Source organism: Roseateles sp. PN1, from assembly GCF_038419725.1.
Classification (GTDB): Bacteria; Pseudomonadota; Gammaproteobacteria; order Burkholderiales; family Burkholderiaceae_C; genus Paucibacter_A.
Genome location: NZ_JBCARA010000004.1, coordinates 194327 through 210626, shown reverse-complemented (window position 1 = coordinate 210626; position 16300 = coordinate 194327). Strand labels below are relative to the sequence as shown.

Annotated in this window: 12 protein-coding genes; 6 read left to right on the top strand and 6 right to left on the bottom strand. The window is 63.6% G+C overall.

Annotated elements, in window-relative coordinates:
- Positions 1-35: 35 nt before the first annotated feature.
- Positions 36-1775 carry a lipid A export permease/ATP-binding protein MsbA gene (msbA, locus tag AABB87_RS08150; RefSeq protein WP_341970775.1) on the top strand — a complete coding sequence of 580 codons (1740 nt, stop codon included), beginning with the start codon at positions 36-38 and terminating at the stop codon, positions 1773-1775.
- A gap of 53 nt (positions 1776-1828) precedes the next feature.
- Here the strand turns inward: msbA and AABB87_RS08145 are convergent, their stop codons facing one another.
- Both AABB87_RS08145 and dnaE read right to left on the bottom strand, forming a co-directional pair.
- Positions 1829-3148: a patatin-like phospholipase family protein gene (locus AABB87_RS08145; protein ID WP_341970774.1), complete on the bottom strand. Its 1320-nt coding sequence runs from the start codon at positions 3146-3148 to the stop codon at positions 1829-1831.
- A 203-nt stretch (positions 3149-3351) separates the two neighbouring features.
- The gene (dnaE, locus tag AABB87_RS08140) at positions 3352-6975 is read right to left on the bottom strand and encodes a DNA polymerase III subunit alpha (protein WP_341970773.1); all 3624 of its coding nucleotides are present in this window, start codon (positions 6973-6975) and stop codon (positions 3352-3354) included.
- A gap of 400 nt (positions 6976-7375) precedes the next feature.
- Here dnaE and AABB87_RS08135 point away from each other — a divergent pair, with 400 nt between their 5' ends.
- The 5 genes from AABB87_RS08135 to AABB87_RS08115 all read left to right on the top strand — a co-directional run bounded on the left by AABB87_RS08135 (position 7376) and on the right by AABB87_RS08115 (position 12757).
- Positions 7376-7753 carry a hypothetical protein gene (locus AABB87_RS08135; protein WP_341970772.1) on the top strand — a complete coding sequence of 126 codons (378 nt, stop codon included), beginning with the start codon at positions 7376-7378 and terminating at the stop codon, positions 7751-7753.
- 169 nt (positions 7754-7922) lie between these two features.
- Complete coding sequence (locus tag AABB87_RS08130) at positions 7923-8897, top strand: TolB family protein (protein ID WP_341970771.1); 975 nt, start codon at positions 7923-7925, stop codon at positions 8895-8897.
- A 72-nt stretch (positions 8898-8969) separates the two neighbouring features.
- Complete coding sequence (locus AABB87_RS08125; protein WP_341970770.1) at positions 8970-10754, top strand: dockerin type I domain-containing protein; 1785 nt, start codon at positions 8970-8972, stop codon at positions 10752-10754.
- Between the two features lie 62 nt (positions 10755-10816).
- Positions 10817-11464 carry a PEP-CTERM sorting domain-containing protein gene (locus AABB87_RS08120; protein ID WP_341970769.1) on the top strand — a complete coding sequence of 216 codons (648 nt, stop codon included), beginning with the start codon at positions 10817-10819 and terminating at the stop codon, positions 11462-11464.
- Positions 11465-11713: 249 nt separating this feature from the next.
- On the top strand, positions 11714-12757 hold the full coding sequence (locus AABB87_RS08115) for a peptidylprolyl isomerase (RefSeq protein ID WP_341970768.1): 1044 nt from the start codon (positions 11714-11716) through the stop codon (positions 12755-12757).
- Positions 12758-12870: 113 nt separating this feature from the next.
- Here the strand turns inward: AABB87_RS08115 and phnE are convergent, their stop codons facing one another.
- The 4 genes from phnE to AABB87_RS08095 are packed head-to-tail and all read right to left on the bottom strand — an operon-like array spanning position 12871 to position 16280.
- Positions 12871-13689 carry a phosphonate ABC transporter, permease protein PhnE gene (gene phnE, locus AABB87_RS08110; RefSeq protein WP_341970960.1) on the bottom strand — a complete coding sequence of 273 codons (819 nt, stop codon included), beginning with the start codon at positions 13687-13689 and terminating at the stop codon, positions 12871-12873.
- 2 nt (positions 13690-13691) lie between these two features.
- Positions 13692-14546: a PhnE/PtxC family ABC transporter permease gene (locus AABB87_RS08105; protein ID WP_341970767.1), complete on the bottom strand. Its 855-nt coding sequence runs from the start codon at positions 14544-14546 to the stop codon at positions 13692-13694.
- The gene (locus AABB87_RS08100) at positions 14537-15391 is read right to left on the bottom strand and encodes a phosphonate ABC transporter ATP-binding protein (RefSeq protein ID WP_341970766.1); all 855 of its coding nucleotides are present in this window, start codon (positions 15389-15391) and stop codon (positions 14537-14539) included. The genes AABB87_RS08105 and AABB87_RS08100 overlap by 10 nt, the downstream gene beginning before the upstream one ends.
- A 22-nt stretch (positions 15392-15413) precedes the next feature.
- Positions 15414-16280, bottom strand: a complete 867-nt coding sequence (locus tag AABB87_RS08095; RefSeq protein ID WP_341970765.1) for a putative selenate ABC transporter substrate-binding protein — start codon at positions 16278-16280, stop codon at positions 15414-15416.
- Between the last annotated feature and the right edge of the window lie 20 nt (positions 16281-16300).

The window sequence follows — 16300 nt, the reverse complement described above, 5'->3', positions numbered from 1 at the left end:
GGGCAGTATAGAAACAGCGGCGACAATGGCCGGCTATGAGTGAAGATTCTTCCGACCTGCGACCCATCGCACGGCGCTTGTCCGTCTACGTCAAGCCTTACAAATGGGGCGTTGTGCTGACCGTCTTGGCCTATCTGGGCCTGGCGGCGACCGAGCCGCTGATCCCCGCGCTGATCAAGAACGTGTTTGGCGATGGCTTTGCCAAGCAGTCCTTTTCGGTCTGGTGGGTGCCGGTCGTTTTGATCACCCTGTTCGCCCTGCGCGGCCTGTTTGGCTTTCTGGGCCAGTACCTGCTGAACTGGACGGTCACGCGTTCGGTGATGGATTTCCGCGCCGCCTTGTTCGACGCCCTGGTCCGTGCCGACGCCCGCGTCTTCACCAGCTTGCAGCCGGGCACCGCAGTGACCAAGGTGGTCAACGACCCGCAGCAAATCATGTCCATGCTCAGCGGCCCGATGCTGAGCATCTTGCGCGACGGCTTGCCTGCCCTGGCCATGCTGGGCTATCTGTTCTTCTTGAACTGGCAGCTGACCCTGATGTCGCTCGTGACGACGCCGGCCATGGCCTGGGTCGTGCAGCAAGTTAACAAACGCATCCGCCGCATGGGCAGCAAGACCTATGACGCGCAATTGCACTTGGTCAACAAGGTCGACGATGTGACCCGCGCCTGGCGCGTGGTGCGCAGCTTCGATGCCGCCGACCATGAGCGCGCGGCCTTCAAGGGCTTGGCCGAGGAAGTGCAGCGCAATGCCTTGAAGACGGCCGCCGCCGGCGCGCTGAGTCAGCCGCTCTCGCAGCTGATTGCCAGCGTGGGCCTGTCGGTCATCATCTGCCTGGCCTTGCTGCAAGCGCGCCAGGCCAATACCGGCGTGGGCGAGTTTGCCGCCTTCATCACCGCCCTGCTCTTGCTGACCTCGCGCCTGCGCCACCTCAGCGACTTGATGCCCCCCATCACCAACGCCTTGGTGATCGCGCGCGGCTGCCTGAGCATCATGGACATGCCGGCCGAGCCTGACCACGGCCAGCGCACGCTGAGTAAGGTGCGTGGCGAGCTGGCCTTGCAAGACGTGCGTCTGCAATACCCCGGCGCCGAGCGCCCGGCCTTGAACGGCCTGACTATGCACTTCAAGGCCGGCCAGACCACAGCCCTGGTTGGCAGCTCAGGCGCGGGTAAAAGCTCCATCATCCACCTGCTGCTGGCCTTCGGTGAGCCGGATCAGGGTCAGGTCTTGCTGGACGGCGTGCCCATCAACGAATTGAAGAAGGGCAATCTGCGCCAGCAGTTTGCGGTGGTCTCGCAAGACATCGTGCTGTTTGACGCCTCGGTGGCCGACAACATCGCCTACGCCCAGCCGCGCGACGACGCCAAGCTGGAGCAAGCCCTGCGCGCTGCCCATCTGTGGGACTTTGTGCAAAAAGAGCTGCCGCAAGGCCTAGACACCCTGGTCGGTGCCAACGGCAGCAAGCTCTCAGGCGGCCAGCGCCAGCGTCTGGCGATTGCCCGGGCGCTGTATCGCGACGCGCCGATCTGGGTCTTCGACGAAGCCACCTCGGCGCTGGACACCGAGAGCGAGCGCGCCGTGCAACAAGCCCTGGAGCAATGGCAGGGCCGCAAGACCCTGATCGTGATTGCACACCGCCTGTCCACCATCCGCGCGGCGGACACCATTCAGGTGATGAGCCAGGGCCGCGTCACCGAAAGCGGCACCCACACCGAACTGCTGGCCCGCGACGGCGCCTATGCCGCGATGGTGCGAGCGCAAAACGGCGAGTGAATAGCTGGGTGAATTGAACCTGGTTTGCCGAGCAAGGCGAGCAGGTATTGCGGCTACACCCGTGCCGGCTCGCTCGCCAAGCCGGCCGCTTCCACAAAGCCGCCGCGCCGGCGGCGCATGGCCGCCGCATCGATCTGCGGCGGCTGGGTCGGCCAGCCAAAGAAGCGTTGAACTTCGGTTCGCCGGGCCAGCGTGTCGCTCATGCCCAGATTGATCAGCTCATTGGTGAAGGGCGGCTCGAACAGCAAATAGCTGGTCAGCGCCGAGCCGCTGGCGCCTTTGCCCTCACCGGCCACACCCACACTGCGAAGCAGGCCTTTGATGGCGGGCGGCAAAGCGCCCTGATGCTCGGCCGCCAACTCATCCAGGCGGCGGCTGGGCGCGATCACCATCACATCAATCGGCCGCAACGGCGTGTTTTCGCGCGCACTGGCGGGCAACAGAGATAGCGTGTTGTTGATGCGCTGCAGGCGCTCAACGTCCACTGCCAGCGCATCCAAAAAGATGTTCGATAAAGCGTGCCCAGCAATTTGCGCCATGCTGGGCGCGCCCTCCACCAGGGTGCGGCGCTCTTCCTCGCCTTCGGGCTCATTCATGCGGCCGGCACCAATCACCAGCACCCGTTCGGCCCCCAGATGCACGGCGGGCGAAATGGGCGCGCTCTGGCGCATCGAGCCATCGCCAAACCACTCCATCTTTTTACCCAGCGTCAGCGGCTGGGCTGGAAAGATGAAGGGAATGGCCGAGGACGCCAGCAGATGCTCCACCGAGATCTTGGTGGGCGTGGCAATGCGTTGCGAGCGAAACCAGGGCGTGACCGCCTCTCTGGCTTGATAAAAGGTCACATGGTGGCCCGAGGTGTAGCTCGAACCGCTGATCGCCAAGGCCCGCATATGGCCGTCAGCCAGCATCTGCTCGACCCGGTCCATCTTGATCCACTTGTGCAGCAGTTCACCCAGCGGTGAGTTGTCCAGCAAGCTTCGTGGCCGGGTGCGGCGCCAGCGCGCCACCGCCCAGCCCAGGCTCATCATGGTCATCCAGCGCGCGCCGGTGCGAATCACACCAAAGGCATCTGCGCAGTAAATGTCTTCCACATGCAGGTTCTGCCACAGATGCACCAAGCCATCCACGGCGGAATCAAAGTCGTCGGCATAGCAGGCCAAGGTGCCGGCATTGATGGCACCGGCCGAGGTGCCGGCCACGATGGGGAACGGCGTTGGGCCGGCCAAACCCGCATCACGCCGAAGCTGCGCCAGAGCAGCCAGCACGCCGACCTGATAGGCCGCACGCGCGCCGCCGCCGGTCAGGATCAGACCGGTGGCGGGTGTTGTCCGAGCAGTCGGAGCGGAGTCGGGGCTTGGCGTGTTCTGCACAGGGTGGATGAATGGCTATGCAAGCCATCATCGCTGAATTTGCGCGCCAATCGCCCGGAAAAGCAGGGTAAGCCGGGCCCTTGTTCTAGGTCACGCAGCTTCACCCAAGCAATTTATCGAGTCAGGCCAGCAGGCGAAAGAACTGAGGGTGCGGCGCATTTGACGCCGGCTCAGCGCGCCCGCCATCAAATGCTTTCGCGCGCTTACTCGTAGGCAATCTGCGCTGGCGGCATGGCCGCAGCGGGCGCCTGCTTAGCCGCCGCTGCAGCAGCGCTGCTACTGAGTTGCGCCAAGCGGGCCAGCGCCTCATCACAAGGCCAGAAGCGGCTTTCTTCGCCGAGATCAATCCTGAACTCGGCGCCCTCTTGCTCGCCGGTCAAGAAGTGATGGGTGACGATCTTCAAGCCCTGGATCAAGGTGCCGGCCTCGGTTTCCACCCGCTTGGCCGGCCATTGTTTAACGACGTCTTGCAGCGGCGGCAGGGCCGTGCGCACCGGCACATAGAAATGCTTGCCATTGCGGGCGCGTGCGCTGGCCAGGTCCATCACCTCCAGCACATTCATGCGGAAGCCGCCCGAGAAGCGGTCCATCTGCACCTTGCCGCGCATGATCAGCAGCTCGTCATCCACCAGCAACTCCTTGGCGCTGTTGAGCAGCTCTTCATTGGCCACGCATTCGATGGAGTCGCTCTTGTCGTCGAGCTTGAACAGCGCCACCCGGCCGCGGTTGCCGTTGATGATGCGCAGATCGCTGACGATGCCGGCCACCTGCACCGGTTCGCGGATCTCGGTGCAGTTGGCAATGCGCAGGCGCACCATGCGGCGGACTTCTTCGCCGCTCTGGTCGAACAAATGGCCGCTGAGGTAGAAGCCGATGGCGGTCTTCTCCAGCGTCAGCCGTTCCTTGATGCTCCAGCTCGGCACATCCACCAAATCGGGCTCGGCGGTACTGGAAGCATGGCTATCGCCAAAGTCGAACAAGCCGCCCTGGTCGGCATTGGCCTCCAAGGTTTCGGCATGGGTGTAGCCACGCGCCACGCTGGCCAGCAAGCGGGCGCGGTCGGGCTCCAGGCTGTCAAAGGCGCCGGCCTTGATGAGGGCTTCGACCACCCGCTTATTGCAGGCCTTGCGGTCGATGCGCGAACAGAAGTCGAAGAAGCTCTTGAACGGCCCGCCTTCGGTGCGCTTGGCAACGATGGAATCGATCGCCCCCTTGCCGGTGCCCTTGATGGCGCCCAGGCCATAGTTGATGCGCTTGGGCCGCGCACTGCTGACGGTGGGTTGCGCCCAGTTCGGGAACACGCCGTCGCCGGGCATGATGGGCTCAAAGCGGTGCACACCCAGATTGACGTTAGGCGGCTCGAAGTCGATGCCGAACAGCTTGGCGTCATTCAACAAGACCTTGAGCTTGTCGGTGTCGTCCATTTCGATGGTCATATTCGCGGCGAAGAACTCCGCCGTGTAATGCACCTTCAGCCAGCCGGTGTGATAGGCCAGCAGTGAGTAAGCAGCAGCGTGCGACTTGTTGAAGCCGTAGCCCGCGAACTTTTCCATCAGGTCGAACACATCGTCGGCCTGCTTCTCATCCAAGCCGTTGACGGCCGCGCCCTTGCGGAAGATGGCGCGGTGCTCGGCCATCTCCTCGGCCTTTTTCTTACCCATGGCGCGGCGCAACATGTCGGCGCCGCCAAGGCTGTAGCCGCCCAGCACCTGGGCGGTCTGCATCACCTGCTCCTGATAGACCATGATGCCGTAGGTCTCGGCCAGCACCGGCTCGGTCAGCGGGTGCGGATACTCCACCACCTCCTTGCCATGCTTACGCGCGACGAAGGTGGGGATCAGGTCCATAGGGCCGGGTCGATACAGCGCATTCAGCGCAATCAGGTCTTCCAGGCGCGAAGGCTTGGCATCCTTCAACATGCGCTGCATGCCGGGGGATTCAAACTGGAACACGCTTTCCGTCAAGCCGTCGGAGAAGAGCTTGTAGGTGCGGCGGTCATCCAGCGGGATGGTCTCAAACGCAAAGCTCTTCTGATCGGGGTAGCGGGCAACGATGAAATCCTTGGCCAGCTCCAAAATGGTCAGCGTGGCCAGGCCCAAAAAGTCGAACTTGACCAGGCCGATCGCTTCAACGTCGTCCTTGTCGTACTGGCTCACCGCGCTGGTGCTGCCGGGCTGTTGATACTGCGGGCAGAAGTCGGTGATCTTGCCCGGCGCAATCAGCACGCCCCCAGCGTGCATGCCGATATTGCGCACCATGCCTTCGACGCGAGCGGCCAGCTTGAGCAGCTCGGCCACTTCTTCCTCTTGGGCCTCGCGCTCATTGATCTCGGGCGCCTCGTGGCGGGCGTATATGACTTTTTCTTTGTCCGGGTCGAAGTTCTCGGGCAGCTTGGCCAGTGTGACCGTCTTGCCCGGAGGCGCCGGAATCAGCTTGGCGATGCCGTCCACCTGGCCGTAACCCATGCCCAGCACGCGGCCGATGTCGCGCAGCGCCGCCTTGGCCGCCATGGTTCCGAAGGTGGCAATCTGGCTCACCGCCGGCAGGCCGTATTTGCGCTTGACGTAATCGATCACCCGGTCGCGATTGCCCTGGCAGAAGTCGATGTCGAAGTCGGGCATGGAAACCCGCTCAGGGTTCAAGAAGCGCTCGAACAGCAGGTTGTACTGCAGCGGGTCCAGGTCGGTAATCAAGAGCACATAGGCCACCAGCGAACCGGCACCCGAACCCCGGCCCGGCCCCACCGGGCAGCCATTGAGCTTGGCCCACTTAATGAAGTCACCCACGATCAGGAAGTAGCCGGGGAAGCCCATCTTGATGATGGTGCCCAGCTCGAATTCCAGCCGCTCGACATAGCGCGCGCGCTGCGCCTCGCGCTTGGCCTCGTCCGGGTAAAGCATCTTCAGCCGATCTTCCAGGCCCTCGTAGGAGAGCTGGCGGAAGTACTGCTCCATCGGCATCGGCGTGACGCCGTCTTCCAGCAGCGGCGTCGGGAAGTTGGGCAGCTGCGGCTTGCCCAGCACCAGGCTGATGGAGCAGCGGCGGGCAATCTCCAACGTGTTGGCGATGGCCGAGGGAATGTCGGCAAACAGCGCCTCCATATCGGCCTGGCTGCGGAAATACTGGCCCGGCAGGAAGCGCTTGATGCGCTTGGGGTTGGCCAGGGTTTCGCCTTCGGCCACGCACACGCGCGCCTCATGGGCCTCGAAATCGTCCTCGCCCAGGAATTGGATCGGGTGGGTGGCCACCACCGGCAATTGCAGCTCGGCGGCGAAAGGCACGCTGGCTTGCACCAAGGCCTCTTGGCCGGCCAGGCCGGCGCGTTGCAACTCGATGTAGAAGCGATTCGGGAAAATCTCGGTGAAGCGCCGCGCCCATTCCAGAGCGCGCGGCTTGTCACCCGCCAGCAGCGCCGCACCCAGACCGCCAAACTGCGCACCCGAGAGGCAAATCAAGCCCTCGTTCAACTCACGCAGCCACTCCCATTTCAAGCAGGCCTGATTGCGCTGCACGTTCTGAATCCAGCCGCGCGAGAGCAACTCGCACAAGTTCAGATAGCCCTGTTTGTTCTGCACCAGCAACAGCAAGCGGGAGGGGTTCTTGTCCGAGCCTTCGGGCTCCAGCCAGCAGTCGGCGCCCAGAATCGGCTTGACGCCCTTCTTGCGGCAGGCGTTGTAAAACTTGATGCCGCCGAACATATTGGCCAGGTCAGCAATGGCCAGCGCCACTTGCCCGTCTTTGGCCGCGGCAGCCGCCGCATCATCGGTTCTAAGGGTGCCGTCAACGACGGAAAATTCGGTGTGCGTGCGCAGATGTACAAAAGCCATAGAGCATTGTAGGCAATGGGCCAGTCCGTAACGCCTGAGCAAGGTCCTGGCCGGCGCCCACGCGCGGCGCTAGACGGTGCCAACCGAGCTTGCAGCTGCCGCCAAGATGACAGGCGAGCGACGCGTCCATCAAGGGCTCAGACACAGATGGAAGGACTGGCACATCCAAAACTGAAGGTCCTCGCGCAAGGACTTCTGTTCGGACTTCATCGCTATCGCGCCACTGAACGCAAATGCCTCGCATTTCCTTCATCGAACCGAAGGTTTTTACCCCCCCTCAATCACGGGGTATCAAGGTGATTTCTTGCTTTGTGCGATTGCCGGATCGCTTTTGAAGTCGCACGATGGCTGCGCTGTCGCTGCGGTCGCAGTTGCGGTTCGAAATACGTAGGAGTTCGCCATGGAATTTCAGTTCGTCCGCCCCTTGAGCCAGCGCGCTCGTCAGGCCGCGGCCTTAACTCTTGTTTGCCTGCCGCTGCTGTGTTCGGCGCAAGGCATTGCGATTGCCAAAGCCCCCGCCCCCAGCTTGGCCGGACCATCGCTGGTGCAGGCCGCCAAGGGCGCGGTTTTTGAAGGCCGCGGTTACCCGCCGAACACCGCGGTGTCGATCGCCATGCAGGCACCCAATGGCGTCGAGTCCCAGTTTTCGGTCATGGTCACCCCGGCGGGCACGCTCAGCTACCGGATCCCCGCCAGCATGGCCGGGCCCCACAAGCTGAGTGTTCTGGACAGCTCGGGCAAGGCCTTGGCCAGCACCAATTTCATCGTGACTCAGTGAGGCCGCGATGATGCAGTCTTGGCGAACGCAACTCTTGAGCTGGCAGCCTCGAAATCGACTCAACCGAGTGGCTACTGCAGCTGCCTTGCTAGCAGGCGCGACGCTTGGCCAAGCGAGTGAGCCCGCGAGCGGCGCTGTTGCCGGTGCAGCGGGTGTCGCTGGCGCATCGATGGCGAGTGTGGCCTATGTGTCCCTGCGCGGTGGCGACCCGCAAATCTGGATCCAAAACAGCCAGGGGCGTGAGCAGGTCCTCACCCAAGGCAAGTCGCTCTATGCCCAACCCGCTTTGGCCAGCGATGGTCGTTTGGCCTTTGTGGCGCGAGAAGCGGGCCGCCCCGTGGTTTACACCATGAACGGCGACGGCTCCGCACAGCAGCGTATCTCCACGGGAGCGGATGCTGAGATGGCGCCCAGCTGGTCGCCGGATGGCCGATCACTGGCGTTCTTTGCCTTGGATTTGCAAAGCGGTAAATCTGTGCTGCGCCTGGTCAATCTCCAAACCCGCACAAGCACCACCGTCGCGGGCCCTAGCACGTCCATGGGACCAGCGCCAGCAAGCTGGTCTGCCGACGGCAAACGGCTGTGTTTTCTGGGCCAAGATGCCAAAGGTCGCACCCAGGCATTCGTCGTCCAGCATGACGGCAGTGGCTTGAAGGAGCTGAGCAGCAAATTCGCGCCACGCGGCGCGGCTTGGGCTGAGTTGTCCCCCGATGGCAAGAAGGTCGTTTGGGTTGCCGATCTACGCGAGAAGCGCTCACACCTGATCGTCACCGATGTCGACACGGCTCAATCCACCGACCTCACTGCCGACGTCGTGGCCTCGCACGAATCACCCCGCTGGTCAGCCGACAGCCAGTACCTGGTTTTCTCCAGCACCCGTGATGACCCCGCCGGCACGCGCACCGACATTCACACCATGAAGCTCGACGGCAGCGAGTTGCGCAACCTCAGCCACCACCCTGCAGAGGATTTCGATCCGAAATGGAGCAGCGACGGGCGCCACATCATCTTTGCCAGCTTGCGCAGTGGCACCTCGCTGCTCTACCAAGTGGACCTGCAAGGCAACAAGACCGAGGCACTGGCGCAGCATGCCTCGCATGACATGGAACATTCGGTGCGGCCTGTGGCCCTGCTGGCGCGCTGATCAGGCTGAGCTTTAAACCAACCCAGCCAGGCCGCTTTCACGAGCGAGTCCGGCGACGACAAGGATCTCACCATGAACACCACTGCTTCAAGGCCCACAAGCCGCCAGATTCGCAGCGCCACCCGTGACGCCTCACTGGCCATCGGGCTGCTCACGGCGCTCAGCCTTTGTACTGGCGCCAATGCCGCATCCAAGACCTACACGCTGGACGCTGATTTCGATCTGGGCATTCTGTCCGGCGTCAATCACACCGCACCCAACAACAATCAACTGCAACTGAACACCACGGGGACAACGTTTCCTGTGATGTGGATCGCCAATGCCGGCGAAGACACCGTGAGCAAGTTCGACACCAATGCCAACGTCGAACTGGCCCGCTACCGCACTTGGTTCGGGCCGGCCGGTCAAGCAGGCCATATCAACCATCTGGGCGACGCCTACTCGGGCCCCGCACCATCGCGCACCGCGGTGGACATCAACGGCAATGCCTATGTGCTGAACCGCTGGTTTGCCAACCGCAAGCCGGTGCTGCTGAAGCTGCTGAGCGAAGGCTTTATCGACCGCAATGGCAACGGCATCATGGACACCTCGACCGGTGCGGTACCGCTGCCCATGGCCGACACCAACGGCAACGGCCAAATCGATGACAACGAAATCACCGATGAGCGCATCGCCTGGGCCGTGCAGGTCGGCGATCAGAATGGCCTCGGCCGGGCCTTGTGCATTGGCACCGATGGCAATCTGTGGGTAGGCATGTTCAATACACAGCGCTATTACAAATACAGCTCTGCCGATGGCAGCGTGTTGGCCGGGCCGGTGCAGACCACACCGACGGCGGGTCAGCCGAGCTCTGGCTCGTGGCAGCCCTATGGCTGCTTGATCGACAAGAACGGTGTGCTCTGGAGTGCCTCGCTGGGCGGCCCCCTGGGCAAGATCAGCAACACCGCTAGCAACACCGGCCCCTATACCGTCGCCTCTTTCCCGGGCGGCATGTACGGCATTGCTTTGGGCAATGACAAGGTCTATACCGGCAGCAACAACCGCGTTTTTGACCCCGCTACCAATACCTCCGCAGCGATCGGCGGGCTAGGCGTGAGCTCAGCAGGCATCGTCGTTGATGGTTCCGGCAACATCATTGCCGGAACCAACACCGTGCAGAAGGTCTCGCCAGCAGGGGTCACCTTGTGGACAGCGCCACTGCAAGCTGGCGGCGCCTACTCCGTCGGCATCCAGGTAGACGCCAACAATGACATCTTCCAGATCGGCTACGGCTCCAACCGGGTACACAAATACCGTGGCAGTGACGGTGCACCACTCGGTACCTTCCCCGTCGGCAGCGTGCCTTACACCTATAGCGATGCCGCCGGATTTGCCGCACGCAACTCCACCACGCCCACAGGAACCTGGACGGTGACCCATGACGGCGGCGCTGCTGGCGCCGCTTGGGATCGCATCAACTGGACCGATTCAGTTCCCGCAGGTGGCGCCGTCATCGTCCAGTACCGCAGCGCCGATCTAGCGGCCAACCTGCCCGCGTTGCCCTATCAGACCGCCAGCAAGAATGTGCCCTTCACGGCCAGCGGCCGCTTCATTCAGGTCTTGACCCGTTTGAATGCCAACACCAGCAACGACTCGCCCCTGCTGTACGACCTGACCATCAGCGCCAAGATCAGCGCCTGCGATGTGGATTCAGACGGCGATGTGGACACCATCGACCTGGCCCTGATCCGCGCCGGCATCGGCCAAACGCCTACCGCCGGCGATACCCGCGATGGCAATGGCGACGGCCGCATCGATGCACGCGATGTGCGCGCCTGCACCTTCAAATGCACTCGTAGCAACTGCGCAGCGAACTAACCCTCCATCCACATGTGAGTCACTTGCGACTTGAATCAAGCTGTTACCTCAAGGAGTTTGAAATGAAGATGAAAACACTTGCCATCGCCGCTAGTGCGCTGGTCTTGCTGGTCTCGGGTGCGCAGGCGGCACCGGTGCTCAGCCTCAGCCCTGTCGTGTCCTCCCAACTGGTGGGCAACACCTTCTCCTTGGACGTCAAGATCACCGGCCTGGGCAGCGAGATTGTTTCGGTGTTCGATCTGAACATCTACTTCAACCCGGCCCAACTCCAAGCCGTCAGCTACAGCCTGGGTGCTGGCCTAGGCGGCCCCTGGACAGACATTCCGGCGGTACCAGGGTCACCCAACTCGTTCGATCTGTTCGCATTCTCTAACCTGGTCGACCCAGATAACCCGCTGACCGACGATGACTTGGCTGCGGTGCAAACAGACGACAGCTTCGTCCTGCTGACCCTGAACTTTCAGGCTGTTGGCGCCGGTGTCTCACAAGTCTGGTTCGGAGCCGGCGCCAATGAGCGAGACCTGGTGGGCCGCAATGCGGAGTTCCTAAGCGGCGTGCAATTCCAAGATGCCTGCGTTGCCGTTAACAGCCCCACCGGCGGCAACAATAGCTGCAATCAGATTCCCGAGCCCAATAGCTATGCCCTGCTGGGTCTGGGCCTTTTTGCGGCCTTTGCGCCGACTCTGACACGGCGGCGCAAGGCGGACTGATTTCGCTGAAGCCGATCGACCACAACAAAACCGCGGTACAGTCCGCGGTTTTTTTTCGACAGCACAGGCCTGCGCGTCGTGGACTCGGGCATCTCCATGCCCGTTCAACAGACTGCGGTTCGCGTCCTTTGTGCAAGCCAGGCATTCGGCCATTGCCGGCGCGCTGGCGCAGCGACGCTAGGCGTATCAAGCAACTGGTGCCGCACGGCCGCAGCACGTATGCTGCGGCCCCAAAGGAGAACCGCCGTCATGCCCAAGACCCACGCCGCGTTTCAACCGGCACCCTTCTGCTTACGAGCCATTCACACAGCAGCGTTGAGCGCAGCCGCCGCAGCCGCCCTGCTCTTGGCCATCACGGCGCCAAGCCCGGCGCAGGCCGCGACGGACAAGAGCGCCTCGCTGACAAAGCACAACGCAAAGACCAAATCAAAGTCTCCCAGCACCAACAAGGCCAAGCCACTGAGCAGCAGCGAAGTGATCAGCCAGTCGCCCGACAGTGATTGGCGCGATCTGGATCCGCAGAACACCGTGGCGATGACCTTGCCCCAGGGTCAGGTCTTGATCGAGCTGGCGCCGCGCTTTGCGCCGCGCCATGTGGCCAATATCCGCAGCCTGGCGCAGCAAGGCTATTACGACGGCCTGGCCATCGTGCGGGTGCAAGACAACTTCGTCACTCAGTGGGGCGACCCGGACGGCGATGACCCAGCCAAGGCCCGAAGCCTGGGTGCAGCCAGCGCCAAGATTCCGGCCGAGTTCAGTGTTCCTTATCGTGGCCTGCCCTTGACCCGCATGGCCGAGGCCGATGGCTGGGCGCCGGTCACGGGTTTTGTGGACGGCTTCCCCGTGGCCGCTGCGCCCAAGCAAAACAAGGCCTGGCTGGCGCACTGCTACGGCATGGTGGGGGCTGGCCGCAATGAGGCGGCAGACTCCAGCACCGGCGCGGAGCTTTACGCCATCATCGGCCACGCCCCGCGCGCCCTGGACCTCAACATCACCGTGGTGGGCCGCGTGCTCAAGGGCATGGACTTGCTGGCCAGCCTGCCGCGTGGCAGTGCCGCCATGGGCTTTTACGACAAGCCCGAGCAGCGTGTCGCCATCCAATCAGCACGCTTATTGGCCGACATGCCAGGTTCTGAGCGCCCTGCCCTGCAAGTGATGCGCAGCGACAGCAAGAGCTGGGCGCAGCTGCTGGACGCACGCCGCAAGCGCGGTGGCTGGTATGTGCACAACCCCGGCCGCACCGAGCTTTGCGGTGGCCTGCCACCAACGCGACCGGCCAAGGTGGCCGGGTGATTGGGCGGCTTCAGTCGAAGATCTAAGTCAGTGGATGGAGGCGGCCGCTCACAACGGCCGCCCAAAACACCCAGAACATGCGCCGAGCTGGTTCAGTATTCAGAGTCCGAGCCTCAGGCCAGCGCCTTACGCAGCCGATCACTCGCCGCATCCACCAACAAAACCAGAATCAGCATCGCGCCCACCAGCGTGGCCGTCTTCCCCATCTGGAACAGGCTCAGATGGAAAGACAACATCTGCCCCAGGCCGCCCGCCCCCACCACGCCCAGCACGGCGGCGGCGCGGATATTGTTTTCCCAGCGATAGAGGCTGTAGCTGATCAGCTGCGGCAAGACCTCCGGCAGGCTGGCGTAGCAAAACACCTTCAAGCCGCCCAGGCCTTGGTTGCGCAAAGCGCGGGCGGAGTCGGCCGGCGCGTTCTCCAGCGCGTCAGCAAACAAGCGCCCCAAGACGCCCGAGGTGTGCGCCGCCAGCGCCAAGGTGCCGGCCATGGGCCCCAAGCCAGCCGCAATCAACAGCAAGCTGGCCCACACCAGCTCAGGAATGGCACGCAAGGCGTTCAGCAGCCAGCGCAGCGGGCGGCGCAGCCATTGGGAGGGCTGACCCGCCAACTCGGGCGGATGCGCGGCGCCCAGGGCCAAGACCAGACCCGCCAATACGGCCAGCAATGTGCCCAGGGCCGACATGGCCAAGGTCTCCACCCCGGCCCACAGCACGCGGCGCAAAAAGTCCGGGCTCAAGTCGGGCGGGAAAAACTCGCCTACAAAGCGCCCCATGCTTTGGGCCGAGCCGGCCGAAAACATCTGGCCCCACTGCAAGTCCAGCGACCAAAAACTGGCCAGCACCAAGACCAGCAGCGCCAGCACCAGCAGCATGGCTTGGCGGCGTGCGCGCCGAAGTGCCGCGGGCATGGTCAATAGCGCTTGATTCATGCTCATGCCAAGCTCCGCCGCAGCCACACACCCAGGCCATCGGCCAGGGCCACCAGCAGCACAAACACCAGCAGAATGGCCGACACCTCGCCACCGCTGAACATCTTCATGGCCGAATCCAGCTGCTGACCCAAGCCACCCGCACCCACCATGCCCAAAACGACGGAGGAGCGGATCGCGCATTCCCAGCGGTAGACGGTGTAGGAACTCAGCTCCGCCGCGTTCTGCGGCAGCAAGGCAAAGAAGAAGGCCTGCAAGCGGCCGCTGCCATTGCGCAGCAAGGCCTGGGTGGGCGTGGCGTCACCGCTTTCCAGCACCTCGGCGTAGACCTTGCCAAGCATGCCGGCGTAGCTCAGCGCAATCGCCAGCACCCCGGCAGTCGGCCCCAAGCCCACCACGCGCACGAAGATCAAGGCCCACACCAGCTCAGGCACGCTGCGCAGCAGCACCAGCAAGCCACGCACCGCTTGGCGCAGCAACGCACTGCCCCAAGCCATGCGCCCGCTCAAGGCCGAGACCGACAGCACCCGTGTCGCCAGCAGCGCCAGCGGCACGGCCAAGAGCAGGCCCAGGGCCAAGCCGGCAGTGGCCATGGCCACGGTGCGCCAGGCCTCGCGGGCCAGCATCAGCAAAAACTCTGGGCTGTGGGCGGGCGGGAAAAAGTCGGCCAGAAAGCGCCCGGTGACCCGCAAGTTGTCGGCGTCCAGCAGTGTCCAGGGCTTGAACTCGCTCAGCTGCAGCATCGGCCAGAGCAGCAAGGCCGCAAAGGCCAGACCCAGCAAGCGGCCGCGCCAGGCGGGATCCTGCAAGGGCAGTGTCGAAGCCCCGACAGGCGGCTGGCGCAGACTCAACGGCATGGGTAGACCACCTGGGTGGCGGCGCCCTGCGCCAGCGCGTCCACCGGCTGCAGCGAAGGCAAGGCTGCGGCCGGCGCCAGCAACTCATCCTCATGCTGAGCGTAAAGCTCGCGCAGCAAGGCCGGGCTGACTTCGGCCGCAGGCAGGTCGAACAAGACCTGACCCTCGCGCAAGCCCACCACACGCGGGAAATGCGCCAGCGCCAGCTCCACATGGTGCAAAGAGGCCAGCAGGCTAACGCCACGCTCGCGCGCCTCATCGCTCAATGCCTGCAAGGCTTGCTTGGCACGTTGCGGGTCCAGGGCCGACAGCGGCTCGTCCAGCAACCACAGCCGCGCCGGGCTCACCAAGACGCGGGCCAGCGCCACCCGCTGGCGCTCACCGCCAGAGAGGCGATCCACCCGCTCAAACAACTTGTCGGCCAGATCAAAGCGGGCCAGGGCCGCATGCGCGGCCGGCAAATCGCGCGGAGCGAAAAGCGAGATCAGGCTGGCAGCCAAGCTCCAGCTGGGCAGGCGCCCGGCCAGCACGGCTGTGACCACCCGCTGGCGCGGCGGCAAGGGTGGCGTCTGCGGAGCCAGGATCAGCTGGCCCCGCAAGGCCTTCAAGGCCTTCGACGTCAAAGCCCAAGGATCCTGGCCTGCGACACGCAGCTGACCACCCCGCGGCGGCAAAGCTGCGGCCAGCAATTGCAGCAAGGTGGTCTTGCCAGCGCCCGAGGGGCCGATTAGAGCCAGTTGCTCGCCCGGCTCCACGCGCAGGTTCAGCCCGCGCAGCACGTCAGCCTGTGAGGCCGTCCGCCCCTGCGGGCTGGCCTGCACGCCCTGCAGATCCAATATCGGCATCGCCATCCTCAACGCTGCATCATCACAGCAGATTGGCGCTGCGGGCAGCGGCCTCGATGCCCTTGTAGTTTTCGGCTTGCGTAGGAATGAAACGGCTGGCGCGTTGCAAGTCCAGAATCTCCTTGCCTTCGGCCGTGTCGGGGCTGAGCTTCAGGAAAGCCGCCTTGAGCTTTTCGCGCTGGGCGGCGGGCATATCGGCATGCACGGTCCAGTTGTAATCAAAGTAAGCGGGCGTGGTGTAGAAAACCTTGACACGCTCGGTATCGACCTTCTTCTCGGCCACAAACTTGTCCCACACCGAGATGTTCAAGGCACCGGCCTGCACCTTGCCGGCGGCCACTGCGGCGATGGTTGCGTCATGCGCGCCGCTGAAGGCCACACGGCGGAAGTCGCGCTCCGGGCTCAGGCCGGCTTGCAAGATGAAGCTGCGCGGCATCAGATGGCCGGAGGTGGAGCTGGCGGAGCCGAAGGACACATCCTTGCCCTTCAAATCGGCCAGGCTCTTGATACCGGGCTCGGCGGTGATGAAGACCGAGCGGAACTTGGTGTCTTCCTCGCGCTGCACCAGCGGAATCACTTTGCCACCCGAGCGGGTGTTGGCCTGCACAAAAGTGAAGCCGCCGAACCAAGCCAGATCCACCTTTTTATTGACCAGGGCTTCAACCGCCGCCGCGTAGTCGCTGACCGGGGTGAACTCGACCTTGACGCCGAGTTGCTGCTCCAGATAACGCACCAAGGGTGCGGCCTTGCGGGCCAACTCGGTGGGCGATTCATCGGGAATGGCGGTCACGCGGAACACCGTCGTCTGAGCCATCGCCGGCAAAGCCAGCACCGTGCTGGCCAGCAGGGCTTGGAGAAGGCTGCGGCGCAGGGAAGAAGTCGATGTCATGGGAATCCTCGTTTGAGTAA

Bases quoted from the DNA above. Each gene is read 5' to 3' on its own strand.
- msbA (WP_341970775.1), top strand. From the start codon at position 36: ATGAGTGAAGATTCTTCCGACCTGCGACCCATCGCACGGCGCTTGTCC.
- dnaE (WP_341970773.1), bottom strand. From the start codon at position 6,975: ATGGCTTTTGTACATCTGCGCACGCACACCGAATTTTCCGTCGTTGAC.
- AABB87_RS08135 (WP_341970772.1), top strand. From the start codon at position 7,376: ATGGAATTTCAGTTCGTCCGCCCCTTGAGCCAGCGCGCTCGTCAGGCC.
- AABB87_RS08130 (WP_341970771.1), top strand. From the start codon at position 7,923: ATGGCGAGTGTGGCCTATGTGTCCCTGCGCGGTGGCGACCCGCAAATC.
- AABB87_RS08125 (WP_341970770.1), top strand. From the start codon at position 8,970: ATGAACACCACTGCTTCAAGGCCCACAAGCCGCCAGATTCGCAGCGCC.
- AABB87_RS08120 (WP_341970769.1), top strand. From the start codon at position 10,817: ATGAAGATGAAAACACTTGCCATCGCCGCTAGTGCGCTGGTCTTGCTG.
- AABB87_RS08115 (WP_341970768.1), top strand. From the start codon at position 11,714: ATGCCCAAGACCCACGCCGCGTTTCAACCGGCACCCTTCTGCTTACGA.
- phnE (WP_341970960.1), bottom strand. From the start codon at position 13,689: ATGAATCAAGCGCTATTGACCATGCCCGCGGCACTTCGGCGCGCACGC.
- AABB87_RS08105 (WP_341970767.1), bottom strand. From the start codon at position 14,546: ATGCCGTTGAGTCTGCGCCAGCCGCCTGTCGGGGCTTCGACACTGCCC.
- AABB87_RS08100 (WP_341970766.1), bottom strand. From the start codon at position 15,391: ATGCCGATATTGGATCTGCAGGGCGTGCAGGCCAGCCCGCAGGGGCGG.
- AABB87_RS08095 (WP_341970765.1), bottom strand. From the start codon at position 16,280: ATGACATCGACTTCTTCCCTGCGCCGCAGCCTTCTCCAAGCCCTGCTG.